This is a genomic window from Carnobacterium viridans, assembly GCF_900102725.1.
Taxonomy (GTDB): Bacteria; Bacillota; Bacilli; order Lactobacillales; family Carnobacteriaceae; genus Carnobacterium_B; species Carnobacterium_B viridans.
In genome coordinates, this window is the sequence record NZ_FNJW01000008.1 from 2,054,546 (window position 1) to 2,080,000 (window position 25,455).

Below are 25,455 nucleotides of genomic sequence, written 5' to 3' on the forward strand. Positions count from 1 at the left end.
AATGTCAAAAGAAAAAAGTGTCCTTTCAGCAAAAAATATTACTGTTAAATTTAATGTTCGCGATCGAGTACTAACCGCTATTCGCAATATCTCACTTGATTTATACGAGAATGAAACGTTAGCGATAGTTGGAGAGTCAGGTTCTGGGAAATCAGTACTAACAAAGACGTTTACTGGTATGTTGGATTCTAACGGTTTTGTTGCAAATGGAGAAATTGAATACAATGAGAAAAATTTATTAGAACTAAAAAATGACCGCGAATGGGAAGGCATAAGGGGAGCTGAAATAGCAACTGTCTTTCAAGATCCCATGACTTCACTTAATCCGATCCGTACAATCGGTTCCCAAATTACAGAAGTGATCATCAAACATCAAAAAAAGAGTAATGGAGAAGCGAAAAAACTAGCCATTGAATTAATGGAAAAAACGGGAATCCCCAATGCAAAAGAACGGTTTAATGAATATCCCTTCCAATATTCTGGTGGTATGAGACAACGAATCGTTATTGCCATTGCATTGGCTTGCCGTCCTAAAATTTTGATTTGTGATGAACCCACTACAGCGCTTGATGTAACAATCCAAGCGCAAATATTGACGTTGATCAAAAGCCTACAAGAAGAATTTTCGTTTGCAACAATTTATATTACTCACGATTTAGGAGTAGTAGCTTCAGTTGCAGATCGGGTAGCGGTTATGTACGCGGGGCAGGTTATAGAATATGGAACAGCTGAAGATATCTTTTATAATTCAAAACATCCTTATACTTGGAGTTTACTTTCTTCTATGCCTCAATTGGGTATTAAAGGAGAGTCACTCAGCATGATCCCTGGGACTCCGCCATCGTTGTATAAAGAAATAGTAGGAGATGCATTTGCACCACGAAATGTTTATGCTATGCAGATCGATTTCGAAGAGGAACCGCCTTTTTTTAAAGTGAACGATGAACATTATGCTAAAACATGGTTGCTAGACCCTCGCTCACCTAAAGTAGAAATGCCGGAAGCTATTCAGAATCTGAATGAAAAGATGAAAGCAATGGTGAGAAATACAGGCTATGGCAGTAATAAGGAAGGAGGAGCAGTTCTTGAATGAGACAAAGATAAAGACAAAAGAGGAAGTTTTGTTATCTGTAAGAGATCTTGAAGTGACTTTTGGAGAAGGAAAAAATAAATTTGTAGCCGTTAATCATGTGAATTTTGATATTTATAAAGGAGAAACATTATCCTTAGTTGGAGAATCTGGTTCAGGAAAAACAACCATTGGAAGGTCCATCATCCGAATCAATGAAACAACAAATGGAGATATTCTTTTTGAAGGAAAAAAAATCAATAAAAAACTATCTCGTAAAGAAAATGCCAATATCATACGTAGCATTCAAATGATTTTTCAAGACCCATCTGCTTCTTTAAATGAACGATCTACAATCGATTATATTATTTCAGAAGGACTGCATAACTTCCATTTGTATGAAAATGAAGAAGACCGCATAAGAAAAGTTGAAGAGATTATTCTAGAGGTAGGTATGTTACCGGAACATTTGACTCGCTATCCTCATGAATTCTCAGGTGGACAGCGTCAGCGCATCGGAATCGCTAGGGCTTTGGTCATGGATCCAACGTTAGTAGTTGCCGATGAACCTATTTCTGCATTAGATGTATCCATTCGTGCGCAAGTACTTAATTTATTGAAAAAGATGCAAATTGAAAAAAATCTTACTTATTTGTTTATTGCTCATGATCTATCGGTCGTACGTTTTATTTCTGACCGAATAGCGGTCATCCATCATGGAGTAATTGTGGAATTAGCAGAAGCAGAAGAGTTGTTTACAAATCCAATACATCCTTATACTCAATCTCTGCTGTCTGCAGTGCCTATACCAGATCCTCAAATAGAAAAAGAAAAAGTGTTGATTGTTTATGATGGATCCAACCATGATTATTCTGTAGAAAAGCCTTCTTTTGTTGAAATAAAAGAGGGACATTTCGTATGGGCAAACCAACCGGAAATTGAAAAATATAAAATTGATTTGATTAATTAATAAAAACCCGTAAATCTATTTTTATAGATTTACGGGTTTTTATTTTTAAAGCAACAATATAGAGTATCTTATCGCATTTTTTGAGAATTCAATAAATTAATCACTTAAATGAGACCAGAAGCGCTTGTTGTACCACTTCACAGTGCTAACACACGCCAATATTGGGATAGCAGCTGTTAACACAGATACAATCGTTTGCCAGATAGGAGTTAAGTTATTTAAAAAGTAATTAATGAGGAGAATAGATATTAGCCCAATAATGAGTGAACTAAAAAGGCTAACAAATTGAATGAAGACTCCTCCTCTGTTGAATAATTCTGTAAGATTCTGCCATTCCAAATATAATAGACGGAAATCTCGGGCAAAGTAATGATGACATAGTAAGAAAATTCCAATGATGAGACCAGCTAAGAATAGTACTCCCAATAATAATGGTAGTTTTGCAATGAAAATAAAAACTATCCCTAGAATAAGTGGAATCAAAGTTTCCACTATAAATGCGAATAAAAATTTCTGCTTTAAGTAGTTTTTCATCGAAAAGGGTAAAGACTTTAGGTACATAAAATTTTCTCTATCTAGTGAGATAATAACACCAATAATAGAGGTTGCACTCAATGTAAGAAAAGCATACGCGAATCCAGCAAAGAAAAACAAAGCCCAATACTGCAAAGTCATATCTCCTAAATAAATTCCATTCGTAAAAATTGGACCTAATAGGATAATGACAGGGAAAACGATACTTGAACTCAAATGTTGCATGATAAGTGTACCCTCTTGAATAAGGCCAAAGTTATATTTCCATAAGGTTCGATTAACAGAAATGAGAGGTTTCTCTAAACCAGTTGAGTGGTCTTTTTGCTGGTTTTTTGCCTTCTTTTGTCTAGCTCTTACATCCAATTCTTCTTCCCTATAAAATCCGGGAACAGCCGATTTAAATACAATCAACGCCAGAATAGCTAGTAGCGCAACCCATAAAAAGATACCGAACCAAGCATTTAAACTGAGGGGATTCAATAAGACCTGATGGAATGATTGAACAAAAAGAATCACTCGATAATCAGGTAAGACTTGGCCATAAGGAATATCCGCTTCTTGATCCATGGAAGAAATAAAAAGGATGACAGCTGTCATTCCTAAACTGGACAAAGTATAAAGAGTCGTTGTGACGGCTTGTTTATTTTTTCTGAACACTGCTAGTTTTGTAATCAGATGGACCAAAATCACAGAAAAGAAAATGATCACTACTATTAGTAACAGAAACAAAAAAAATGAAATTATAATAGTAATGAGAATAGGCTGCCCTGCATCCTGCCCTAACAGCAAAAATAAGGATAAGACTGGAATTAAATACGGCAACATCAATAGTGCAAGGACAGCCAGCTTGGCTGTGAAAACTTCACTTCCTGTGAATGGTAGAGGAAGATAATGAATGAGATCTTTTGACTCATAGAATAAATTATAAATTAAATAGAACCCTTGCAGGACAGCCATGACAATGAACATTACAATATAAGTAGTAAACATACCAGGATACTGGGTAAAGTCTATGAAGAAAAATATAAAACTATACAATAGAAAAAATATAAACAACATAAGACTATTTTGCAAAAGAATAGCCATGTATGGTGGATATGAAGATGTCGCCCTTTTTTTCTCGACCAGATGAGGATTAGCAGAAATTAGACTTATTTTAGCCAGCTGTTTAATAGCTTGCATCCGCATACTCATCCTCTCCTTTCTGGAGAAGACAAATCAATCTCGCTGCTAGGTTGTTCTTCTTCCGCTTGAGTTCTTCCTGCCATTTTTAAATAAATTGTCTCCAATGATTGGTCTTCATTTTCTGCTTGCAGTTCCTCAACCGTCCCATCATACAAGATTTCACCGTTCTTGAGAATCGCAATATGGTCGCAAAGCTGCTGTGCTACTTCTAATACATGAGTGGAGAACAACACAGTGTTCCCTTTTGCTGCATGTTGCCTCATTAATTCTTTCAAATCATAGGCGGCTTGTGGATCTAATCCGGTCATGGGTTCATCCAACACCCATATTTCCGGATCTGATAGTAAGGCACCTATAACAAAGGTTTTTTGACGCATTCCATGTGAAAAAGAACTAATCATACGAGCTTGGTTTTCCACCATATCGAATAGAGTCATTAACTTTAAAAGTTGTTTGTCTTTTTCTTCTTCAGGAATTTCGTAAGCAACAGCAATCAAATCCCAATATTCCATAGCTGATAAACGTAAAAACATATCTGGAGAGTCGGGAACATAACCGATTTTCTTTTTTATAGCAAGACGGTTAGTTGCAATATCTTCTCCATCCACTAAAATAGTGCCGTTGCTCGGTTCAATGATACTGACCAACGATTTGATGGCGGTTGATTTTCCAGCACCATTATGTCCGATTAAACCAAAAATTTCTCCAGAACGGATAGTAAAAGAAACGTCTTTTAATGCTTGCTTATTGTTATAAGATTTTGAAACAGTTCTGAATTCTATCATTTAGGCATTCTCCTTATGTGAGTCATTCGTTCTGTTTATTATATAACATGTTTTTTTTAGTATAACAAAAGTCTATAGTAAAATGAACTACACAAAAAAAATCTTGGAAATAAAAAATGATTTTGCTTTATACTGAACACTATAGTTTATTATAGTTAGAAGTAGTTGGGAGTGGTAATGTATGAGAAATAAGGTTTATTTTCCTTTCTTAGTCATCTTGTTAAGCATTATAGTCATGGGTTGTGGAAACCAGGAAAACACTAGATCGGTTAATGAAAACCAAACAACTAATGAGGAGCAGTCAACCAATACAAGTGAAAAAATGAGTTCCAATAGTGATTCTTCGGATCCATTAACAACTCATCAAACGGCAGTCCCGACGCTGTTTATTCATGGATATGGAGGAACAGCAGGCAGTTTTAACGGAATGCTTTCTCGATTTGAAGAGAATAGTTGGGGAAAAAGTGAATTAACACTAACCGTTCAGCAGGATGGCTTTATTTCTGGAATTGGGGAATGGAGAAATGAACCAAATAATCCCATGATTCAAGTGTTGTTTGCAGATAATAAAAATAATGAATGGAACCAAGCAGATTGGATCAAAGCTGTTTTAGTCTATTTAAAACAAACGTATCAGATTGAAGAAGTAAACCTAGTCGGTCACTCAATGGGTGGAGTAAGCAGTTTTCGCTATCTAGTCACATACGGAGATGACGATTCACTGCCAATAGTGAATAAATTTGTTGCAATTGGAGCACCATTTAATGATTTTGTAACAGGCAATGAAGAGCAGTCGCTTGATGCATTGATCCAGGATGGTCCATTAGTCATTAGTCAACGATATAATGATTTTGCTGCTGGTATCCAACAGTACCCCAAAGATACTCCATTGTTAAATATCGTTGGAGATGTACAAGATGGGTCAGATGGAGATGGAACGGTTCCTATGAGAAGCGCATTATCTATTGGCCATTTAATGCAAACCAATGGAATCGAGTATCATGAGGAAATCGTTACTGGATCACAGACCTCTCATAGTCAACTACATGAAAATACGCAAGTAGATAAATTGGTTGCTGACTTTATATGGAGTACTCCTTAAATAGTGAATCTATTTAGGAATATCAACTAAACAGATAAAGGGGTGTGGTCATATGCAATTTATTATCTTATTACGAGGAGTCAATGTTGGAGGGAAAAATCGAGTTCCAATGAGTGAGTTAAAACAGCATTTAATCAACGCGGGATTTACAAATGTCAGGTCTCATATTAATAGTGGCAATTTAATTGTGGAAAGTGAAAAAGACAATGAAAAGGACGTTTTAGAAAAATGCCAAAAAATTTTATCGGATAACTTTGTTTTTCCAATTGATGTTGTAATTATTTCTGATGAGAAGTACCAAACGGAATTAGCAAGTATTCCATTTTGGTGGGGATAAGATGAAGACTACAGGCACAATGCTTTATTTTTAGTGTCTTCAGTGAATAAAAAAGAAATTGTTGAACTTCTCTCGACTATTAATACTGATTATGAAAAAGTCTATATAGGAGAGCAAGTTATCTTTTGGTCCTCCTCTTTTAAACAGAATTACAGTAAGACCTATTATTCAAAATTAGCCGGTCAACCTTTCTATAAAAAGGTAACGATCAGGAATCGAAATACGACCCTTAAATTGCTTGAATTTTTAGAGAATTAGTAGATAACGGTGTAAGGAGAAGTTTTTTTCAACATAATACGAACCGCAATTATGAATATGGAAATGAGACTTTTTCTCAGCCTTGTATTCTTGAGTGGTTCATATTTATACAAGAAAAGGGTAGAATAAACTGAATGGTTATAGGGTTCGATTAACAAACTAGTGGAGTGTGAGTAAATGAAAAGAAAATTAGGAATAGGTTTAGCTGTTTTGGTGGCAGTGGCTATTATTGGATTAGGATTTGCAGGGAATTATTTTTATGATGTAGCTGTGGCCATCAATCAAAAGGATTTTATTGAAGCAGCTGATGTTGATGGAGATTATGACCCTGAAGATCCATGGTTGGAAGAAAAGAAATGGTACGATGCTGTCGAGCGCGAAAAAGTATCGATTGAATCCGAGGATGGATTGGAGCTTTCGGGGATCTATATTGAAGGAGATTCTGCTTCTAAAAAAGTAGCGATATTGGCTCATGGATATGCAGGTAACTTAGAACAGATGGCACCTTATGTTAAGTTGTACCATGATATGGGGTTTAATGTACTTGTTCCCGATGCTCGTGGACATGGAACGAGTGAAGGAGACTACATCGGTTTTGGTTGGCATGAACGAAAGGACTACTTGCAGTGGATCCAATTGATGATTGATAAAGTAGGCGCAGATGCTGAACTAGCTCTATATGGGATCAGCATGGGCGGAGCAACGGTCATGAATGTTAGTGGAGAAGATTTACCGGATAATGTTAAGGTAATTGTAGAAGATTGTGGGTATAGCTCTTTAAATGGTGAGCTGGCGTATCAATTGAAAGATATGTATGATCTACCTGAATTTCCATTGATTCCAGTTACCAGTTTAGTAACAAAGGTACGTTCTGATTATTGGTTTGGAGAAGCTGATACAGTAGAACAAATTAAAAAGAATAAAGTTCCAATGCTCTTTATCCATGGTGCAGAAGATAAATTTGTGCCGACAGATATGGTGTATGATGTGTATGAAGCTAATTCATCACCTAAAAAACTATATATCGCACCCAACGCCGATCATGCGGACTCTTACGAGCAAAATAAAGAAGTCTATAAACAAAAAGTTCAAGAGTTTGTGCTTGAGCATATGGAGAGTTAATTTGACAATAGTAAGTAATTTAGGACATCAAAAGTTAAATTTAATTTTTGGGGTCCTATTTTTTATAAGTTTTTAAGGATAGTTCATTATTGGGGAAAGTTTGGATTTAAGTTATACTATATGAAAAGGCTTTAAGAGGAGTGAACCTTGCATTGACTAATCGAAAAGATGTCCCAACAACGACGTATAACCTAGCTTATGGTTGGAAAATAGAATGATCAGATAGGGTAGACTTACTTGAAAATACAAATGGAAAAGTTGCTATTATTCTTAAATCAAAAAACTTTGGAGATGTCTCGCCTATTGTTTTAGATGTAGCAGAAAATGCTGTTCGCGTACATTCATTGCCGCACTTTATAGATCATTTATTAGTCACATTAGATAAGAAAATAGAACTAGTATATAGTTCCTTTATTTTGGAACAAGAAGAAAATTAAAAACAAGTATGGCTTATAATGGACGAGCTTTGGAATTTATTCACAAGGAGAGATACTATGCAAGAATATTATAAAAATGGACAAATCAAGCAAGTGACTAAAGAAGGGATACGAACACATTATTTTGAAAATGGAAAAATAAAAGCCATAGGTTCTTTTGATGGAAAGATGCAAGGAGACTGGAAATTTTACCGTAAAAGTGGAGAACTGTGGCAAGTTGGATGCTTAGAGGATGATCTAAAAAATGGTGAGTGGATTCGTTATTACCAAGATGGACAGGTTGAAAAAGAAGTTCAATTTGTTAGGGGTAAAGAAAAGAAATAATGATTTATCTCCTTAAAATACTATTTTTTGTCACAAATTAAAAAAAGGCCATTTAAATAACAAATACAAGTTGAATAATTCACAAAGATGTTGTACACTATATTTGTAGTTGTTAAGGCGGATCAACACTTCTTAATAAATTGTATTGATAGCTTTGGAAACGCATAAAAAAATTGGAGGTAAGGATACATTATGATTAAAACAAACAAAAAAAGAGCACTATTTTTAGGGGCTTGTGCATCACTTATTATTTTTGCAGCAGGTTGTGGAAATAACGAAGATACAGCAGAAAAAGAATCATCAGCTTCTTCAGCTGTTGAAAGTACAGAAGTTGTTACAACTGCTTCAATCAGCAATGATCCAGCAGACGTTTTAGCTGGACTTAGCGAAGACGGAACTTGGATCTACGCAATCACAGATGATGTAACAGTAACTGATGACATCGTTGTAGCTGGAACTTTCCATGATAAAGGGGAAGAAAGTGGAGATGTTTACCGTAAATTAGCTTTGTATGCACAAGATGAAGATCACAAAGTTACAGATGAATTTACTTTAACAGCACCAACAATGACTGTTGAATCTCCAAACTTTAAAATTCAAAACGGAACATTTGTTGGAGATGTTGTAGTAGAAGCTGAAGGATTCGAACTTGCTGATTCAACTATTGAAGGAAATCTTACATTTGCTACTCAAGAATTAATGGATTCTGCAGTATTAGATGCAGGCACTGTAACTGGAGAAACAACTGTAGCTGAATAATAAATTGAATCTTAATCAACCATCTTGTCTTTAGTTACTTAAAAGGCAAGATGGTTTTTTTGGGTACTGAAGTCATTGGGAAAAAAGGGCCTAAACTTGACTAACGACCAATAGAATCATTATTATTGAAATTGAAGATATTCTTTTTAAGGGAGTGATTCGATGCAAATGATTACGTTAGCAAATGGAGTAGATATACCAGTAGTTGGAACTGGAACGAATACTTATGGCAAAGCAGATAATCAATACAATGGAGCTTTGACTAATGATTTTAGTTCATTAAAATCTGCCATACAAACTGGTTATCGGTTGATTGATACAGCAATTTCTTATCGAAATGAAGAAGGAGTCGGAGCTACTATTTTTGAAAGCGGCATTCCTCGTGAAGAATTTTTTATCACCACAAAAATCCCTTCAGATGAAGCATATATTGGTTCAAAAAAGGTGATCAATCAAACGATACAAAATAGTTTGAAAAATTTACAAACGGATTATATTGATTTGTACTTAATCCATCATCCGATTGAAGATGATGAAAAATTGAAACAAACATGGGAAGTTCTAGAGTCATTTGTAGATAATGGGAAAATCAAATCGATTGGAGTATCCAATTTCACCATTGATATGTTGGAAAAGGTGCGTAACTTTGCTCGGATTCAACCAGTAGTAAATCAAATTGAATCTAATCCACATACATGGAATCATGAATTAATCGATTATTTAACGAGTAAGAATATTGTGCCAGAAGCTTGGGGGCCATTAAGCAAAGTTACTCAAGAACAAATGGAAACGTTAAATAAAATTGCTGAAAATTATGGAAAAAATTGGGGACAAGTTTTATTGCGTTACCAAATCCAAAGAGGGGTTGTGGTTATCCCTAAATCCCATAACAAAGAGCATCAAACAGCTAATTTAGAGTTATTTGATTTTGAATTAACCAAAGAAGATCAATTTATAATTGAAACACTGTAAATTATTAGCTTATTTAAGTTAGAAGACTTAAATAGGCTTTTTTCACTCTCAATAAATGTTTAAAATTAATCTAATAGGAGGAGTTAAGATGAATCGCATTAATTTAATTTGCCTAGGAGTAAGAGACTTGAAAGTTGCTTTACACTTTTATAAAAGCATAGGTTTTAAAACCTATGAAAAAGTAGAAGAACCACCTATTGCATTTTTCAATAATCAAGGCAGCAAATTAGAGCTCTTTCCAATTGAAGAATTGGCAAAAGATATTAATAAAGTAAATCCACCAGTAATTCCAGAAAGGGGATTTAATGGGATCACACTAGCCTGCAACCTAAAGTCAGAAAAGGAAGTAGACGAGATGGTTACCCTTGTAAAACAAAATGGTGGAACGATTGTTAAAGAACCTGAGAAAGTTAGTTGGGGCGGATATAGTGGATATTTTCAAGATTTAGATGGTTATCATTGGGAAGTAGCCTATAGTGCGAGTTGGAAATTTGATGAGAATGATATGCTGATAATGGAAGAAGGTTAGGTTTTTTTGAAAGAGAAAAATGGGGAAATTCGAGAATTGACTAAGTTTGATTTAGATTTGTGTGCAGAACTGTTGATAACTGTGTATAACAGCAAACCCTGGGATGAAAAATGGACAAAAAATACTGCTAAAAGCCATCTACAAGAGTTTATACACCGAAAACGTTCGTTTGGCTTTGTTTATGTGGATAAGTCTACCATTGTTGGTGCATTATTCGGAGTTGAACGAACATTTTGGTCTGGAGATGAAGTTTATGTGGATGAATTTTACGTTCATCCACAGTGTCAACAAAAAGGTGTGGGAAAAGAAATGATGATGCATTTAGAAGACTACTGTCAGAAAAAAGAATTAGAAGCAATCACGTTAGTAACGGATAAAAATGTACCAGCTTATCATTTTTATCGAAAAATGAAGTTTATTACTTCGGAAGCTAACGTGTTCTTGTATAAGAATATTTTGCAGTAATTATTTATTGTTCTTCAATTATTAATTCAGAAGTGGGATGGTGACGGTAAATCGCTAAATCCACTTTTCCGGAATGTGTTAAGGTTATGCCTTCTGAAAGTAAACGATCTTTTTGAGTAAAAACCCCTTCAGCATCTTTGATAGCTACTTCACCTTTAGCATTAATGATACGATGCCAGGGCAAATCATACTTCTGGCTCATAGAATGGAGAATACGGACGACTTGTCTTGCCCCTCGAGCGTTTCCAGCAAGTGCGGCGATTTGCCCATAAGTCATAACTTTTCCGCTTGGAATAGATTGGATAATACGGATTACACGTTCAGTATAGGGAGTCATAGTAAAATCCTTTCTTGTTTCTTCAACATCTTTTTCTATCGTAACTGAAATAAAGGAAAAAAAATAGCTGTTCACTAAAATTAGTTTTAGTGAACAGCTATTTTGATTAAGATAATTTTGCTTCAAAACGTTTGGCTACTTTTGATAATGCGTAACAAACAATGAAGTAGAAGAACGCTAAAGCGATGAACATTGGAATCACATAGGTGGTATTTTGACCATAAATAATTCTAGCGTTATGTGTCAACTCAGGCAAAGAAATAATGGTTGCTAATGAAGTATCTTTGATCAATGATACTAATTGGCTGACAATAGGTGGTACCATAGCTTTAAAGGCTTGTGGAATAATGATAATCCACAAGGTTTGTAGATAAGTTAATCCAGTTGAACGACCAGCTTCCATCTGTCCAGAAGGAACAGAATTTAAACCAGCACGAATGATTTCTGAAAGCATAGCAGATTCAAAAATCGTCATAGCAGCTACGGCTGACCAAAAGATATCTAAACGAATACCAATTTGTGGTAAGGCGAAATAAGTAAAAAAGATAATTAATAATAATGGTAAATTACGTATTAAGTCAATGATAGCCCCGACGATTTTCGAAAAAACGGGAATTTTCATATAGCGAAGCAATCCTAAAATAGCTCCAATAATGAAACTGAAAATAATGGAAAGTAAGGCTACTTCTACTGTAACGAGAAGTCCATCCAGTAAGAAGCGGATGTTCATCCATGAAAAAGCTTCTATAATAGTCAAATGATTTCTCCTCCTTTTAAGATGTTACATTTAAGCGGCGTTCGATATAACTCATCAAGTAAGTTAAAGGTAATGTAATGATGAGGTAAATTAAACCAATTAAAATATACGTGTCAAACGTATTAAATGTCTCACTGGCGATCAGATCACCTTGATACATCAAGTCTAGACCTGTAACCATTGCTAGAACAGATGAGTTCTTTACTAAATTAATAAATTGATTGCCAAGCGGCGGGATAACGATTTTGAAGGCTTGCGGTAAAATAATATAACGCATCGTTTCATTTTGAGTCAAGCCTGTTGAAAGTCCAGCTTCTGTTTGACCTTTTGGCACGCCCATGATTCCGGCACGAACCGTTTCTGCAATAAATGCAGAAGTGTAGATTGTTAAACCAATCGTACCAGCTACAAAACCATCAATAGAGAACCAATATAAAGGCACGACTACATAAAAGAACATCACAATGATCAAAAGAGGAATATTCTTAAAGAACTCAACATAAGCATTTGCCAAACCTTTGATCCATTTTGTTTTAGATAATTGAAAGATTGCCATTAATGTCCCAATGATCAGACTGAAAAATAAGGCAATGATACTTGAATACAGTGTATTTAGAAACCCATCGATTAAAACATCGGAGTAGGTTGTTAAGATCGTTAGCATAGGTGCACCTCGCTTTATTATTTCTTAGCAGTAATTTCCTGCTTATAGGGTGTAATTTGAAAATGATTAGTCCAATTCAGGGATCCATTTAGCGTAAATTTCATCGTATACGCCGTTAGCTTTGATGGTATCCAAGGCCTTATTGACTTCTTGTAAGAAAATATCTTGTCCTTTATTTATTGCAATACCATAAGGTTCTTGAGTAAAGTTTCCTCCGGCTAATCGGTAGCCAGGATTATCCGCAATAATCCCTAATAAAATAGCATTATCTGTTGTAACAGCATCTCCTTGGCCAGATTGTAAAGCAGTAAAGGCTTCAGAATAATTTTCTAATTCTAATACATTTGCCTCAGGAGATAAATTGCGAATATTTTGCGCTGAAGTTGAGCCTTTAACGGCCAATACAGTTGTTTCAGCAGATAGATCCTCTAAATTTTGGATAGAACTGTCATTTGGAACCAACAAGGCTTGACCAGCATCAAAGTAAACATCTGTAAAGTTTACTTGTTGTTTTCGTTCTTCTGTGATGGTCATTGTTGCTATAATAGCATCGATGTTTCCATTTTTTAATAAAGGAATCCGTGTTTTAGAAGTTACTTCAACAAATTCTGCATTATCGGCATCTCCAGTAAGTTCTTTAGTGATAGCTTTAGCAATATCGATATCAAAACCTCTGATCTCACTGGATTGAATGTCGTAAAGACCAAAAAGATTTGTATCGACTTTTACGCCCCATGTTAGGGTCGGATTTTCTTTTATCCGTTCTGTTATATCTATTTCAGCTGCACTTTTAGAACCACAAGCAGCAAGAAATAAAACAGGCAGGAGTAAGAGAAGAAAAAGAGATGGTTTGTTTGTTTTTTTCATCTGAAAAATCCTCCTATTAAATTAATGATTGATAATTTTGCTTAAGAATTGTTTAGCACGTTCATCTTTTGGATTTTCAAAGAACGATACTGTTTCACGGTCTTCAAGGACTTCTCCATCGGCCATAAAAATAACACGGTCCGCAACTTCACGCGCGAATCCCATTTCATGGGTAACAACGATCATTGTCATACCTTCTTTAGCTAATTTTTTCATAACGTCAAGTACATCTTCAATCGTCTCAGGATCTAGTGCACTAGTAGGCTCATCAAATAATAAAACACTTGGCCCCATAGCTAAACCTCTTGCAATCGCAACACGCTGTTGTTGTCCACCAGATAAATTAGAAGGGTAAGAATCTTTTTTATCCAACATGTTAACTTTATCTAAAAATTTCTCAGCGTTTTGTTGTGCTTCTTCTTTAGATTGTTTTAAGACCTTCATAGGAGCTAACATAATGTTCTCTAAAACCGTTTTATGTGGATAGAGGTTGAAGTGTTGGAAAACCATTCCGACATTTTTACGAATCTCATTAATATTTGTATTCTTACCATGAAGATTTGTGCCTTTGATCAATAGTTCTCCTTCAGAGATATCTTCTAATCCATTGATGCAACGCAACATGGTACTTTTACCAGAACCAGAAGGTCCGATGACAACCACGACTTCACCTTGATTAAAGGTAAGGTTGATATTTTTCAAGGCGTGAAATTCACCGTAATACTTTTCGATATTTTTAAATTCAATCATTTAGACACACTCCTTATTTTCTATGTTGTTCTTTAAGTAATTAAATTAAGAAGTATGTAAGAGGAAGGACCTCTTTCATACTTCCTGGCGGAATAACAAAAGTTTGTTTTTGAGCACTAAAAAAAGCTTAGAACGAGTAGAGAATTTTCTAATGCTTGCAGTAGTTATATAGAATATTCTATTTTTATAAACCAACGGTTCTATTAGAAAGAATGCACGTCCAGAAAACATTCAATTAAATTGAAAAAAACTTTAGGTATGGAAAAAGTAGCGATATAATAGAAGTCTTCATAATTATGAAGAATAGTTTTGAAAAAGTAAAGTTAGATGACTTTGCTTTTTTGATAAATCCATATGATAGGAAGATAGCCAATCTTTTATGCGAAATTTTACAATAATGGTAGCCTTGAGAATTTTATCATTAAAGAAGAAGCTTTGCAAATTATTATTTTTTTTCAAGCGAAACAAAAGCTTATCTAGGTCAATTGTAGGATAATTTAATTAATGGGTGTTTCTTCTTTAGATACACAAGATATTTTTTTTGAAGATTGGTATAATATAAGCAGTATAAATTTCAGAAATAAAGGATGAAGCAAATGGAACGTATCCACATTTTTCATACAAACGATATTCATTCTCACTTTGAAAATTGGCCGAGAATTTCTGCTTATTTACGTGACGAGTCTAAACGATTGGAAAAAGAAAATGAAACAGTATTTTCATTTGACATTGGAGACGCCTGTGATCGAGTCCATCCTTTGACAGAAGCTACAGATGGAAAAGCAAACATCCAACTGCTAAATGAAGTAGGGTATGATGCCGTTACAATTGGGAATAATGAAGGAATTGGAAGTTCTAAAAATCAACTGAACCATTTATATGATGAGGCTAATTTTCCTGTTGTTATTTCAAATTTAGTTGATGAAAATACAGGATTCCCCCCAGAATGGGCAAAAGTTTTCCACATCGTTCAAACAGCATCCGGTCATAAGATTGGTTTGTTTGGACTGACCGCTCCTTTTCCTACGAGTTATAAACCAATTGGATGGAACGTGAAAAATCCAGATGAAGTGATTGGAGATATTTTAGAATTGCTAACTCCTCTAGTTGATTCGGTTATATTGCTGTCTCATTTAGGAATTGGTGAAGACCAACGAATTGCTGAATTGTATCCAATGATCTCCGTTATTATTGGTTCACACACACATCACTTATTGGCACATGGCAAAGTGTTCAGAAATACATTGCTTGCAGCAGCCGGTAAATACGGTCAATACGTTGGCCATATTGAATTAGAGATTGAAAGAAATAAAATCATAGCTGCTAAGGCAACTGTTAAAGAAACGGCTACAATAACGGCACCTGAAAATGAAAATAAGATGATTGAAGGTTATGAACAAAAGGGACATCAGTTGCTGAATGAACAAGTAATTGCAGCCACTCCAGCAACTTTTCCAATAAATTGGCATGGCAAGTCTGAACTTGTAGAAGTTGGATTGGAAGCTCTTAAAGAATATGCTCGCACAGATGCAGCTATTTTAAATGCAGGATTATTCATGCAGCCATTGGTTGAAGGAACGGTTACGAAAAACGATTTGCACAAGATTTTGCCTCATCCTATGCGTATTTTAAGGTGCACACTATATGGTGAAGATCTTATTCGTATGATTTATGAAATGGAAAAAAACCGCTTGTTCTTGAGAAACTTCCCGATTAAAGGTATTGGATTTAGAGGGAAAATTTTTGGCGAAATCTGTTACAATGGAGTAGCATATGATAAAATAACCGGAGAAGTCTCTTGGTTAGGTAAGAAGGTAGAGCGAACCAAACGGTACACATTTGCTACAGTAGATCATTTTATGTTTATCCCGTTTTTTCCGACGATTGAAATTAAAGGGGAAAATGAAGTACTGTTTCCTTATTTTATACGCAATGTTGTCGGTCAATATTTAAAAAATCATTACCCAACAGATAAATGAATATGATGAATGAATGATGAAAGTAGGTGAACGCAATGACAAGTGAAAACGAAACAACTGCAGAACGAACTCAAGAGGTAAGACCCTCAAAAAAAGCCGTTCCGGCAAAAAAAAGACCGATTAAACCAAGACCCAAAAAACGAGTGAAAGAATCGCAATCGGCTACAACTGCAATAGAAGAAAATCACAACACTGAAGACTCAGGTGAACATACTTTTGATAAAGACGTACAAGAATTAATTAAACCAGTTGAGGAACCAGTTGTTCAAAGAATTGATGCTACTACTATTATGATAGAAGGCAAAAAATTCGAAATTGTACAAAATTATCGAGATGCTTTTGATGCAGAGCGATTAGGTGAGCGTTACAGCGAAATTTTAAATAAATACGATTATGTTGTAGCGGACTGGGGTTTTGAACAAATGCGGTTGAAAGGTTTTTACGATAACCGTAATCGGAAAGTTCCCCAAGATCAACGCATTGCTAATCTGCAGGATTATTTGTACGAGTACTGTAATTTTGGCTGTCCTTATTTTGTTTTGCAACGCATAGACGACAAAAAAGAACGTATTAAAACGAGCAAACCTAAAAGACGCAGAACACAAAAAAGCAAAAGTCCAACAAACGAAAAAGTGATTAAACCAGTTCAACCAAAAAGATCAGATTCAAAACAAAGCACGACAGCAACACCTAAAAAGTCATCCGACAGAGTAAAAGCTAAAAAAGATTTTGTCAAAAAGGAAATTTCGCCTGTTGAGAAATCGGTTGAAAAAAATAGTCCAAAAGAAACAGTTGAAACAGTAAAGGATGCTAAAGGGAAACGCCAATATAGTATCCGTCGTAAAGTTGTTCCAAAATAAATGAATAAAAGATAAAGGTTGGGTTAATTAAATGAAGTATAAAGGATATCTAATTGATTTAGATGGAACCATGTATCGTGGGAAAGAGCCTATTCCAGCGGCTGCGCGATTCATTAAAAGACTGCAAGAAAAAAAGATTCCTTACTTATTTGTTACAAATAACTCTTCTAAAACACAAAAAGAAGTTGCTGATAATTTAATTCAAAACTTTGGTGTTCAAACGTCTGCAAAAGAGGTATACACGAGCTCGTTAGCGACTGCAGACTATCTCACTTCACTTGGTGGAGGAAAAAAAGTCTACATTATAGGAGAAACAGGACTTAGAAGCGCGTTGAAAAGTGCAGGCTTTATTGAAGATGAAGAAAATCCGGATTACGTGGTTGTGGGAATCGATCGCCAAGTTACGTATCATGATTTTGAAATTGCGACTTTAGCTATTCATAAAGGGGCTCGCTTTATCGCGACAAATAAAGATACCAATATACCGAGTGATAAAGGATTAGTACCTGGTGCTGGTTCATTAGTAGCCTTATTGATAGCTTCAACAAGAGTACAGCCTACTTTTATCGGGAAACCAGAAGCAATCATTATGGAAGAAGCCATCAAAACGATTGGTTTAACAAAAGAAGAAGTTATTATGGTAGGCGACAACTACGAAACCGATATTTTAGCTGGTATTCACAATGATGTTGATACTTTACTAGTGCTAACAGGTTTTACCTCTCTAACAGATTTAGAACTTGTGGAAGAACAACCTACTTATTTACTAAATTCATTGGATGAGTGGGTGTTCTAGTGAAAGAAAAAGTTTTTCATGTAGTAGGAATGATTAGTCTGTTTTTATTTATCGTATCATTATCTATCGTATTAACGATTAATTTGACACCACTATATGCTTTTGATATTGATTACTTAAAGATCTCTCAAAATGTTGGGTTGTCAAAAGAAACATTAATGGAAAACTATCGAGTATTATTAAATTATTTGAACTTGCCATGGGTAACTGAATTGAACTTTTTGGATTTTCCAAGTTCAGAAAGCGGGTTGTTTCATTTTTATGAAGTCAAACGTTTGTTTATTTTAGATTATGTTATTGCCATGATTACTGCGGTAAGTTCATTTTTTTATCTTCGCTACATCAAAAAAAATAAGTTATTCTGGAAATTAGTTCGTCCATTTCAAGTTGCAATAGCTGTTCCATTTGTGGTTCTCTTCATGATAGCTGTCAGCTTTGATCAGTTATTTGTAGCTTTCCATAAAGTTTTCTTTAATAATGATGCTTGGCTGTTCAATCCTTCTACGGATCCGATTATTTTAGCATTGCCAGAAACCTTCTTTATGCATTGTTTTATTTTAGCTTTCGTGTTCATTGAACTACAAATTATTTTTGGGTATTTTTACACTAAACGAAAAGCGTTTCATTAAAAAATAAGACCCCACTACTCAAATTTGAGTAGTGGGGTCTTATTTCTAATTTATGATTATTGTGTAATATCACTTTTGGTGGGTTGAGCATGTGCTAGACGACTAGCAGCGGCTGCTGCAATAGCTCCAACGATATCATCTAAGAATGTATGAACTTCGTTGTCATCATGACTGTTTAATTTTTTTAGAATGCCGGGTTTGATTTTATCAATATAACCATAGTTGGTAAACCCAATTGAACCATAGACATTTACGATAGAAAGAGCTAGGATTTCATCAATACCATAAAGTCCTTCATCTTCGACAATGATATCCAGTAAAGGATTCATCAATTGTTTTTTCTCTGCTAAAATATCTAATTGAATTCCCGTTAAGACCGTATTTTGGACTTCTCTTTTTTTGAGAACGGCTTCTACGTGTTCTAAACAAACTTCATAAGATAAATCGTTAATATAAGACTGTTGTAAAAACATAACTAATTCGGCAATATCTTTTAATTTGACACCGCGTTGGTCTAATAACTCTAAAGCTTTTTTGTGTAACTCATTTGAATCTTTTACCATTTATATCCCTCCGTTTTAAGTATAGTTTAATTATACTGGAAAGCTGAACAAATGACTTGCAATAACTATTTAACAAATTACTCAAAATGAGCAGACCAATACCAAAATTTAGAATCGTACTCGGTGATTTGTAGCAGAACTAAGCAAATTGTGACTTAGATAAATCATGATTTAACCGCTTTTTAAAATAGACTTGTGCTGTGCATGGGTTGTACTCTTTCATCTGGATTGATGTAACTCATGGCATTGTTAATGGCAGTTGGAGCTTCTCCGAAACCAGTTGCAATTAATTTGATTTTGCCATCATAAGTACAAATATCACCCGCTGCATAAATACCAGGAACTGTAGTTTCCATCTTTGTGTTGACGGGGATTTCATTTCGTTTCACATCAAATCCCCATTTTTTCATGGGTCCAATGGAAGAGGTAAATCCGTAATTGATCAAAAAATCATCGATTTCAAGTTCTTTTTCACTTTCGCCTCTGACTTCTTTTAATTGAACAGATTCAATCTGCGGATGATGCCCTTTAATTGCCACAGGGATATAAGGAGTGATCATCTCAACAGTTGATTGTTCGAGCAAGGAAACGCTATGTTCCAGAGCTCTAAACTTATTTCTTCTATGAATAAGATAAACTTTTTTTGCAATGGGTTCAAGAGCCAGCGCCCAATCGACCGCAGAATCGCCACCACCGCAAATTGCTACCGTCCGGTCTTTAAACTGCTCAATATTATTCACATAATAATGAAGGGTATTGCCTTCGTACTCATCGGCTTGGTACAATTCCAATCTACGAGGTTGAAACGCTCCATTACCAGCAGTAATAATAATTGCTTTTGAATAGTGGACATTTTTGGCAGTTGTTAATGTGAATAGTCCATCATCATTTTTAATGACATCAATCACTTCTTCTTCTAAACAAATCGTAGGGTCAAAACGAGCGATTTGCTCAGAAAGGTTATCAATTAATTCTTGTCCCGTCACTACGGGCAGCGCTGCGATATCATAGATTTTTTTTTCAGGATACAGCATACTCAACTGTCCACCTAACTGAGGCAAACTTTCAATTATTTTAACTTTTGCATTGCGCATCCCGCCGTAAAAAGCAGCAAACATGCCAACGGGTCCACCACCAATAATCGTAATATCAAAGACTTCTTTAGTAGTATCCAAAACTAAATTCCTCCAATGACGCATTTTTTTCAAATTGTCTTAAAGTATAGCATATAAGACATATGTAATTATAGCTGGAAATAAAAATGGTCCTTTAACTGCGTATATCTTTCAAGGCAGCTATAAGGACCAATAAAAAGGTGCAGAAAGATTATAAAATAGAAAAGTAAGTCAATATAGCTTGGGTAGCAAAAGCAACTAAGATACCGGTAAGAATCCCAAAGAAAACTTCAATCGGCTTATGGCCTAAATACTCTTTTAAGTGGCGTTCAGTTTGTTCATCAACGAGGGCTGCCGAATCGTGAGAAAGTTTAACCACTTTTTTACTCAACATATGAAAATCAACCACTAATTGATTTAATAAGATACCTTGTTCGCCACTTTGTCGGCGAACACCCATAGAATCAAACATAACAATGACTCCAAAGGTACTTGCGATAGCTACAAAAGGTGAAGCAACACCATACTGAAGAGCTAGAGCTGTAATAAGAGCAGATACCGCTGCTGAATGTGAACTAGGCATTCCGCCAGTAGAAGTAGCTAATGCCCAAGTTGTTTTTCTTTGTAGTAGAAAAGCTACTGGAACTTTAATGATTTGTGCAAATGTAATAGCTGTAAAAGCCGCAACAAGCGGAAAGTTCGTTAAAATAAGCATAGTGTACCATCCTTTAAAAAATTCAATAATCTATTTCATATCATAACATGAAACAACCTTTTCTTTGACAAAAAAGTGTTAAGGATAGAAAAAAAGAAATAGAAGTAAGTTGTTTTATGTTCGATTGCTAAAAAAAATGGCAATGCAAGCAAGATTTCGGTATGATAGAGAAGTAAATATAAAAAATAGGAGGACGATAAAATGTCTGAATTTCCACAATTATCAAATGAAGTAGCAGGTAATGAACAAGTTGCTACCATTAAAACAACAATGGGAGATCTTAAAATTAAATTATTCCCTGAAATTGCCCCTAAAGCGGTAGAAAACTTTGTTAAATTAGCAGAAAGTGGTTACTACAATGGAATTATCTTCCACCGTGTTATCCCTGATTTTATGATTCAAGGGGGAGACCCAACTGGAACAGGTATGGGAGGAGAAAGTGTCTGGGGAAGTTCTTTTGAAGATGAATTTTCAGATAAAGCATTTAATCTTAAAGGTGCTCTTTCAATGGCTAATGCAGGTCCACATACAAACGGAAGCCAATTCTTTATCGTGTCAGCCTCTCAAACGCCAGCAAATATGGTTGGTCAACTTGAAGCAGCGGGTTACCCTGTAGAGATTGTTGAAGCATATAAAGAAAATGGCGGAACACCTTGGTTAGATAACCGTCATACTGTTTTTGGTCATGTTATTGAAGGAATGGACATTGTGGATTCAATCCAAAATGTAAAACGCGGACCTCAAGACAAACCAGTAAACGATATTGTTATTGAAAGCATTGAATTAAACTAAAAAGAAAACGAGCAACAGACGGTCATGTCTGTTGCTCGTTTATTTTCCACTTAATCTTTTGGGTGTTCAAAAGCATAATTTATACGCTTTAAACCTTCAACAACAGTTTCATGAGGAGCAGCGAAGTTTAGTCGCATGTAGTTTGTTCCCGAAGGACCATAATCGGAACCAGCATTTAAACCGATTTTCCCGACTTGTGCAAAATGATTTGCCAATTGCTTATCAGGGATGTTTAAAGAAGAACAGTCAAACCACAGTAAGTATGTTCCTTGAGGTCTCATATAAAAAACTTCAGGTAATTCAGTATCAAAAAACGTACAAATCGTATCTAGGTTATTTTTTAAATAAACCATTAATTCTTCTAACCATGATTCGCTTGTTGTAAAAGCGGCTTCGGTTGCTGCGTAACCAAACGTATTGATGCCATTTTGTTCGGTTTTTGCTTGAGCTACAACCAATGCATTACGCAAATCTTCATTTTGAACAAAAATCATTGAATTTTTTATTCCAGCTAAGTTAAATGTTTTAGTAGCCGCCGTTAGAGTAATGACAAAGTCTTTGTATTGTTCTTTAATGGTTGCAACTGAAATGAACTCATGTGGTTGATAAATAAGATCGCCATGTATTTCATCGCTGCATAAAACCACGTGGTATTTTTGACAAAGGTCAGCTAATTGAGCCAACTCTTGTTTGTTCCACACACGGCCTCCAGGGTTATGTGGGTTGCTTAAAATAAATAGTTTTACATTTTTTTCTATAAACTGTTGTTCTATATCGATGAAATCCATTTTAAACAAACCATCTTCAATAATCAACGAACTTCGAATGACTTTTCGGTTATTCAATGTAATCATATTTTCAAAAGGGGTGTAAACGGGGTCATGAATCATCACAGTCTCCTGTTCGTTTGTAAAAGTTTGAATCAACAATGCAATACTCGGAACTACTCCCGGAGAAAATAAAATATCCTTGGGTGTCAGCTGTAAGTTATGTCGTTTTTTTTGCCAGTCTATGATAGCTTGGTAGAGAGAATCAGGAGGAAACGCATAACCTATAATACGTTGATCCATTATTTTTTTCAAAGCATCTAAAATCAAAGGCGAATTAGCAAAATCCATATCCGCTATCCACATAGGTAAAACAGCTTCATCTCCAAATAATCTTTTTGAATACCCCCATTTAATACTATTTTGCGCACTGCGATCAATTTGTTCATCAAAGTTCCATGTCATACAACTATTCCTCCAATCAAAAGTTAGTTTCTATTATAGGGTTAAGTATACTATTAAAAAACGATTAAAAGAATTTTTTCTATGATGCCTCTTTTGAAGCTTGTACCATGAAGCAAGTCTAATTTTAAAAAATATGGAAACGTATTCTAAATACGTTTTGTGTTTATTTATGCTAAAATAAAAGTAGAACAAAAAATACTCTAGAAATGGATAAGCGAGGTGATAGGATGAAGTATAAAATTGGCATGGTCATTAAAGGCAAAATTACTGGAATTCAACCTTATGGAGCGTTTGTTTCACTTGATGAAGAAACACAAGGGCTTATCCATATCTCAGAATGCAAACACGGTTTTGTTAAAGACTTAAATGAAGTTCTAACAGTAGGGAACGAAATTGAAGTGATGGTATTAGATATTGATGAATATACAAAAAAAGTCAGTTTATCTTTAAGAACATTAGAAGAAAATACAACTTTTCAATACCATCCTAAGAAAAGAAGACAACACCATGAAAAAATCGGGAAGTTAGGTTTTGCTACAATAAAAGAGTCAATGCCAAAATGGATCGAAGAAGCTAAAGAAGATGAAAAAAACAGGGTAATGTAGTAAAGAGATTATTGACCTATTGTAAACCAAACAAATGAGCTTAAAACTATAGGTAGAGGTGTAAACTAATGACAGAGAAAAGATGGGTAGCTGGAACTATAATGGCAAAAGGACCAGAAGGAAAGTATGTTTTTTTAGTGAAAGTAGAAGCTGAAGTGCATTCATTCCCTACCACCGAAATCAGTGATGTTAAAACAGGATTAGCTACGATATTAGAGACGCTAAAAACCATTTTACCTATTAAAGCAACTGATTTGAATTTATATGAACTGACAAATGCAGTAGTTAATGACAACCGTATCCCTTTATTTGTTTTTGAATTTTATGATGAAGAAGCCGATTATAGACTTCTAACTGAACGCGGCGATCACTCACTAACCTGGCTACATTCTGATGAACTCACAAAAACATTAGAAAAATGGGAAATCTCAGGAGTCCCGCAATTTAAATAGGTTTTTTTAAACGGTACTTCTCATTCGAGAAATGCCGTTTTTTCTTGCTTTTTTTGACTAAAACAACTAAAGTTAAAGAGTATGAGAATAGTGTTTTTTATTCTTTAAAACAATTAATTGGAGGGGTTTACGTGGGTCATATTAAATTTGATTATTCAAATATTGAAAAATTTGTACAACCACATGAAATTACGAACTTACAACAACAGGTTACAACTGCTGATGAAATGTTGCGTAAAGGAACTGGAGCAGGTAGCGATTACCTAGGTTGGATCGATTTGCCAAAAAATTATGCTAAAGAAGAATTTGCTCGTATCAAAACAGCAGCTAAAAAAATCCAAGGCGATTCAGAAATTCTGGTTGTTATTGGAATTGGAGGATCTTATCTAGGCTCAAAAGCTGCGATTGATTTCTTGAACCATTCTTTCGTTAACTTGATTGATAAAGAAACTCGTAGGGCACCACAAGTTCTCTTTGCTGGAAACAGCATTAGTTCAAGCTATTTACATGACTTGATCCAAGTAATTGGAGACCGTGATTTCTCAGTAAACATTATCTCTAAATCAGGTACAACTACTGAACCAGCTATTGCTTTTAGAGTATTTAAAGAATTATTAGAAAAGAAATACGGCTCTGAAGAAGCTAAATCTCGTATTTACGCTACTACAGACAAAGAACGCGGTGCTTTGAAACAAGAAGCAAATGCACAAGGTTATGAATCGTTTATCATTCCTGATGATGTTGGTGGACGTTTCTCTGTATTAACAGCAGTAGGTTTATTGCCAATTGCAGCTAGTGGAGCAGATATTGACCAATTGATGAAAGGTGCTGCAGATGCATCAGTAGAATTTTCTAATGATAAAATCGAAGAAAATGAAGCGTATCAATATGCTGTATTGCGTAATGTCTTCTACCGTAAAGGAAAAGATACTGAAATTTTAGTTAACTATGAACCATCATTGCAATACTTTTCAGAGTGGTGGAAACAATTGGCTGGAGAATCAGAAGGTAAAGACCAAAAAGGAATCTATCCTTCAAGTGTAAACTTCTCTACTGATTTACATTCAATGGGTCAATACATCCAAGAAGGACAACGCAATATCTTTGAAACAGTTATTAAAGTAGATAAACCAAAATTCGATATTGCTATTCCCTCTACTAAAGAAGATTTAGACGGATTAGGTTACTTAGAAGGAAAAGGTATCGATTTCGTAAATACCAAAGCTTTCCAAGGAACTCTTTTAGCTCATACTGACGGAGATGTACCTAACATGATCTTAACGATTCCTCAACAAGATGCTTATACATTGGGTTACATGATGTACTTCTTTGAAATCGCAATCGGTCTATCTGGATACTTAAATGGTGTAAATCCATTTGATCAACCAGGTGTAGAAGCATACAAGAAAAATATGTTTGCTTTGCTAGGAAAACCAGGATTCGAAGAATTAGGTAAAGAATTAAACGCACGTCTGTAATTTAGATGTATCGAAA

29 protein-coding genes are annotated in these 25,455 nt (G+C 35.0%); 18 read left to right on the forward strand and 11 right to left on the reverse strand.

Translation table 11 applies throughout. From position 1 onward, the window contains the following. Position 1: 1 nt before the first annotated feature. Together BLT48_RS11310 and BLT48_RS11315 are read left to right on the forward strand one after the other, a co-directional pair. On the forward strand, positions 2-1,093 hold the full coding sequence (locus BLT48_RS11310) for an ABC transporter ATP-binding protein (RefSeq protein ID WP_023177002.1): 1,092 nt from the start codon (positions 2-4) through the stop codon (positions 1,091-1,093). Further along, the gene (locus BLT48_RS11315; protein ID WP_280513134.1) at positions 1,086-2,039 is read left to right on the forward strand and encodes an ATP-binding cassette domain-containing protein; all 954 of its coding nucleotides are present in this window, start codon (positions 1,086-1,088) and stop codon (positions 2,037-2,039) included. The genes BLT48_RS11310 and BLT48_RS11315 overlap by 8 nt, the downstream gene beginning before the upstream one ends. A 96-nt stretch (positions 2,040-2,135) precedes the next feature. On the opposite strand, the gene BLT48_RS11320 is transcribed toward BLT48_RS11315, so the two are convergent. Both BLT48_RS11320 and BLT48_RS11325 read right to left on the reverse strand, forming a co-directional pair. Further along, the gene (locus BLT48_RS11320; RefSeq protein ID WP_176944121.1) at positions 2,136-3,542 is read right to left on the reverse strand and encodes a hypothetical protein; all 1,407 of its coding nucleotides are present in this window, start codon (positions 3,540-3,542) and stop codon (positions 2,136-2,138) included. Positions 3,543-3,763: 221 nt separating this feature from the next. After that, positions 3,764-4,543 carry an ABC transporter ATP-binding protein gene (locus BLT48_RS11325; protein ID WP_089978057.1) on the reverse strand — a complete coding sequence of 260 codons (780 nt, stop codon included), beginning with the start codon at positions 4,541-4,543 and terminating at the stop codon, positions 3,764-3,766. A 181-nt stretch (positions 4,544-4,724) separates the two neighbouring features. Between BLT48_RS11325 and BLT48_RS11330 the strand changes: the two genes are divergently transcribed. The 8 genes from BLT48_RS11330 (at position 4,725) to BLT48_RS11365 (ending at position 10,848) form a co-directional block, all read left to right on the forward strand. Then, complete coding sequence (locus BLT48_RS11330) at positions 4,725-5,645, forward strand: alpha/beta fold hydrolase (protein WP_035021594.1); 921 nt, start codon at positions 4,725-4,727, stop codon at positions 5,643-5,645. Positions 5,646-5,697: 52 nt separating this feature from the next. Beyond that, entirely contained in the window at positions 5,698-5,982 is a 285-nt protein-coding gene (locus BLT48_RS14235) for a DUF1697 domain-containing protein (RefSeq protein WP_226776713.1), read from the forward strand. Between the two features lie 435 nt (positions 5,983-6,417). After that, a complete protein-coding gene (locus BLT48_RS11340) occupies positions 6,418-7,362 on the forward strand; it encodes an alpha/beta hydrolase (protein WP_035021595.1) in 945 nt (314 codons plus the stop codon). 494 nt (positions 7,363-7,856) lie between these two features. Next, positions 7,857-8,123, forward strand: a complete 267-nt coding sequence (locus BLT48_RS11345; protein ID WP_035021596.1) for a toxin-antitoxin system YwqK family antitoxin — start codon at positions 7,857-7,859, stop codon at positions 8,121-8,123. A gap of 192 nt (positions 8,124-8,315) precedes the next feature. After that, the gene (locus BLT48_RS11350) at positions 8,316-8,882 is read left to right on the forward strand and encodes a polymer-forming cytoskeletal protein (protein ID WP_176944122.1); all 567 of its coding nucleotides are present in this window, start codon (positions 8,316-8,318) and stop codon (positions 8,880-8,882) included. 162 nt (positions 8,883-9,044) lie between these two features. Next, on the forward strand, positions 9,045-9,854 hold the full coding sequence (locus tag BLT48_RS11355; protein ID WP_035021599.1) for an aldo/keto reductase family protein: 810 nt from the start codon (positions 9,045-9,047) through the stop codon (positions 9,852-9,854). A gap of 88 nt (positions 9,855-9,942) precedes the next feature. Beyond that, complete coding sequence (locus tag BLT48_RS11360) at positions 9,943-10,383, forward strand: VOC family protein (protein ID WP_035021601.1); 441 nt, start codon at positions 9,943-9,945, stop codon at positions 10,381-10,383. 6 nt (positions 10,384-10,389) lie between these two features. Beyond that, entirely contained in the window at positions 10,390-10,848 is a 459-nt protein-coding gene (locus BLT48_RS11365) for a GNAT family N-acetyltransferase (protein ID WP_089978060.1), read from the forward strand. Positions 10,849-10,852: 4 nt separating this feature from the next. Here the strand turns inward: BLT48_RS11365 and BLT48_RS11370 are convergent, their stop codons facing one another. The 5 genes from BLT48_RS11370 to BLT48_RS11390 all read right to left on the reverse strand — a co-directional run bounded on the left by BLT48_RS11370 (position 10,853) and on the right by BLT48_RS11390 (position 14,223). Then, the gene (locus BLT48_RS11370; protein WP_244885822.1) at positions 10,853-11,311 is read right to left on the reverse strand and encodes an MGMT family protein; all 459 of its coding nucleotides are present in this window, start codon (positions 11,309-11,311) and stop codon (positions 10,853-10,855) included. After that, the gene (locus tag BLT48_RS11375; RefSeq protein WP_034538824.1) at positions 11,292-11,915 is read right to left on the reverse strand and encodes an amino acid ABC transporter permease; all 624 of its coding nucleotides are present in this window, start codon (positions 11,913-11,915) and stop codon (positions 11,292-11,294) included. The genes BLT48_RS11370 and BLT48_RS11375 overlap by 20 nt, the downstream gene beginning before the upstream one ends. Positions 11,916-11,958: 43 nt before the next feature. Next, positions 11,959-12,606 carry an amino acid ABC transporter permease gene (locus tag BLT48_RS11380; RefSeq protein ID WP_023177014.1) on the reverse strand — a complete coding sequence of 216 codons (648 nt, stop codon included), beginning with the start codon at positions 12,604-12,606 and terminating at the stop codon, positions 11,959-11,961. A gap of 66 nt (positions 12,607-12,672) precedes the next feature. After that, positions 12,673-13,473, reverse strand: coding sequence for a transporter substrate-binding domain-containing protein (locus tag BLT48_RS11385; RefSeq protein WP_089978064.1), 801 nt, complete (start codon positions 13,471-13,473; stop codon positions 12,673-12,675). 21 nt (positions 13,474-13,494) lie between these two features. After that, positions 13,495-14,223 (reverse strand): amino acid ABC transporter ATP-binding protein, encoded by a 729-nt coding sequence (locus BLT48_RS11390; RefSeq protein ID WP_023177017.1) that lies wholly within the window; start codon positions 14,221-14,223, stop codon positions 13,495-13,497. A gap of 596 nt (positions 14,224-14,819) precedes the next feature. Between BLT48_RS11390 and BLT48_RS11395 the strand changes: the two genes are divergently transcribed. Genes BLT48_RS11395 through BLT48_RS11410 form a run of 4 tightly spaced genes read left to right on the forward strand, consistent with a single transcriptional unit; the run spans position 14,820 to position 18,487 of the window. Continuing rightward, positions 14,820-16,202 carry a bifunctional metallophosphatase/5'-nucleotidase gene (locus BLT48_RS11395; RefSeq protein WP_089978067.1) on the forward strand — a complete coding sequence of 461 codons (1,383 nt, stop codon included), beginning with the start codon at positions 14,820-14,822 and terminating at the stop codon, positions 16,200-16,202. Positions 16,203-16,237: 35 nt separating this feature from the next. Continuing rightward, positions 16,238-17,062 (forward strand): YutD family protein, encoded by an 825-nt coding sequence (locus BLT48_RS11400; RefSeq protein WP_089978069.1) that lies wholly within the window; start codon positions 16,238-16,240, stop codon positions 17,060-17,062. Positions 17,063-17,093: 31 nt separating this feature from the next. Beyond that, positions 17,094-17,858 carry a TIGR01457 family HAD-type hydrolase gene (locus tag BLT48_RS11405; RefSeq protein ID WP_035021606.1) on the forward strand — a complete coding sequence of 255 codons (765 nt, stop codon included), beginning with the start codon at positions 17,094-17,096 and terminating at the stop codon, positions 17,856-17,858. Next, on the forward strand, positions 17,858-18,487 hold the full coding sequence (locus BLT48_RS11410; RefSeq protein WP_176944123.1) for a TIGR01906 family membrane protein: 630 nt from the start codon (positions 17,858-17,860) through the stop codon (positions 18,485-18,487). The genes BLT48_RS11405 and BLT48_RS11410 overlap by 1 nt, the downstream gene beginning before the upstream one ends. Before the next feature lie 56 nt (positions 18,488-18,543). On the opposite strand, the gene BLT48_RS11415 is transcribed toward BLT48_RS11410, so the two are convergent. The 3 genes from BLT48_RS11415 to BLT48_RS11425 form a co-directional block, all read right to left on the reverse strand. Then, a complete protein-coding gene (locus tag BLT48_RS11415) occupies positions 18,544-19,050 on the reverse strand; it encodes a phosphatidylglycerophosphatase A family protein (RefSeq protein WP_089978076.1) in 507 nt (168 codons plus the stop codon). Positions 19,051-19,232: 182 nt separating this feature from the next. Further along, entirely contained in the window at positions 19,233-20,225 is a 993-nt protein-coding gene (locus BLT48_RS11420) for an NAD(P)/FAD-dependent oxidoreductase (protein ID WP_089978079.1), read from the reverse strand. Between the two features lie 151 nt (positions 20,226-20,376). Continuing rightward, the gene (locus BLT48_RS11425) at positions 20,377-20,880 is read right to left on the reverse strand and encodes a divergent PAP2 family protein (protein WP_035021613.1); all 504 of its coding nucleotides are present in this window, start codon (positions 20,878-20,880) and stop codon (positions 20,377-20,379) included. 201 nt (positions 20,881-21,081) lie between these two features. Between BLT48_RS11425 and BLT48_RS11430 the strand changes: the two genes are divergently transcribed. Next, on the forward strand, positions 21,082-21,672 hold the full coding sequence (locus BLT48_RS11430) for a peptidylprolyl isomerase (RefSeq protein WP_089978082.1): 591 nt from the start codon (positions 21,082-21,084) through the stop codon (positions 21,670-21,672). 50 nt (positions 21,673-21,722) lie between these two features. Here the strand turns inward: BLT48_RS11430 and BLT48_RS11435 are convergent, their stop codons facing one another. Continuing rightward, positions 21,723-22,904, reverse strand: coding sequence for a MalY/PatB family protein (locus BLT48_RS11435; RefSeq protein WP_089978086.1), 1,182 nt, complete (start codon positions 22,902-22,904; stop codon positions 21,723-21,725). 227 nt (positions 22,905-23,131) lie between these two features. Here BLT48_RS11435 and yugI point away from each other — a divergent pair, with 227 nt between their 5' ends. From yugI to BLT48_RS11450, 3 genes are all read left to right on the forward strand, one after another. Then, positions 23,132-23,509, forward strand: a complete 378-nt coding sequence (gene yugI / locus BLT48_RS11440) for a S1 domain-containing post-transcriptional regulator GSP13 (protein ID WP_035021620.1) — start codon at positions 23,132-23,134, stop codon at positions 23,507-23,509. Positions 23,510-23,577: 68 nt separating this feature from the next. Continuing rightward, entirely contained in the window at positions 23,578-23,961 is a 384-nt protein-coding gene (locus tag BLT48_RS11445; RefSeq protein ID WP_035021622.1) for a hypothetical protein, read from the forward strand. Positions 23,962-24,092: 131 nt separating this feature from the next. Beyond that, positions 24,093-25,439: a glucose-6-phosphate isomerase gene (locus BLT48_RS11450; protein WP_089978089.1), complete on the forward strand. Its 1,347-nt coding sequence runs from the start codon at positions 24,093-24,095 to the stop codon at positions 25,437-25,439. The last annotated feature ends 16 nt before the right edge of the window (positions 25,440-25,455 follow it).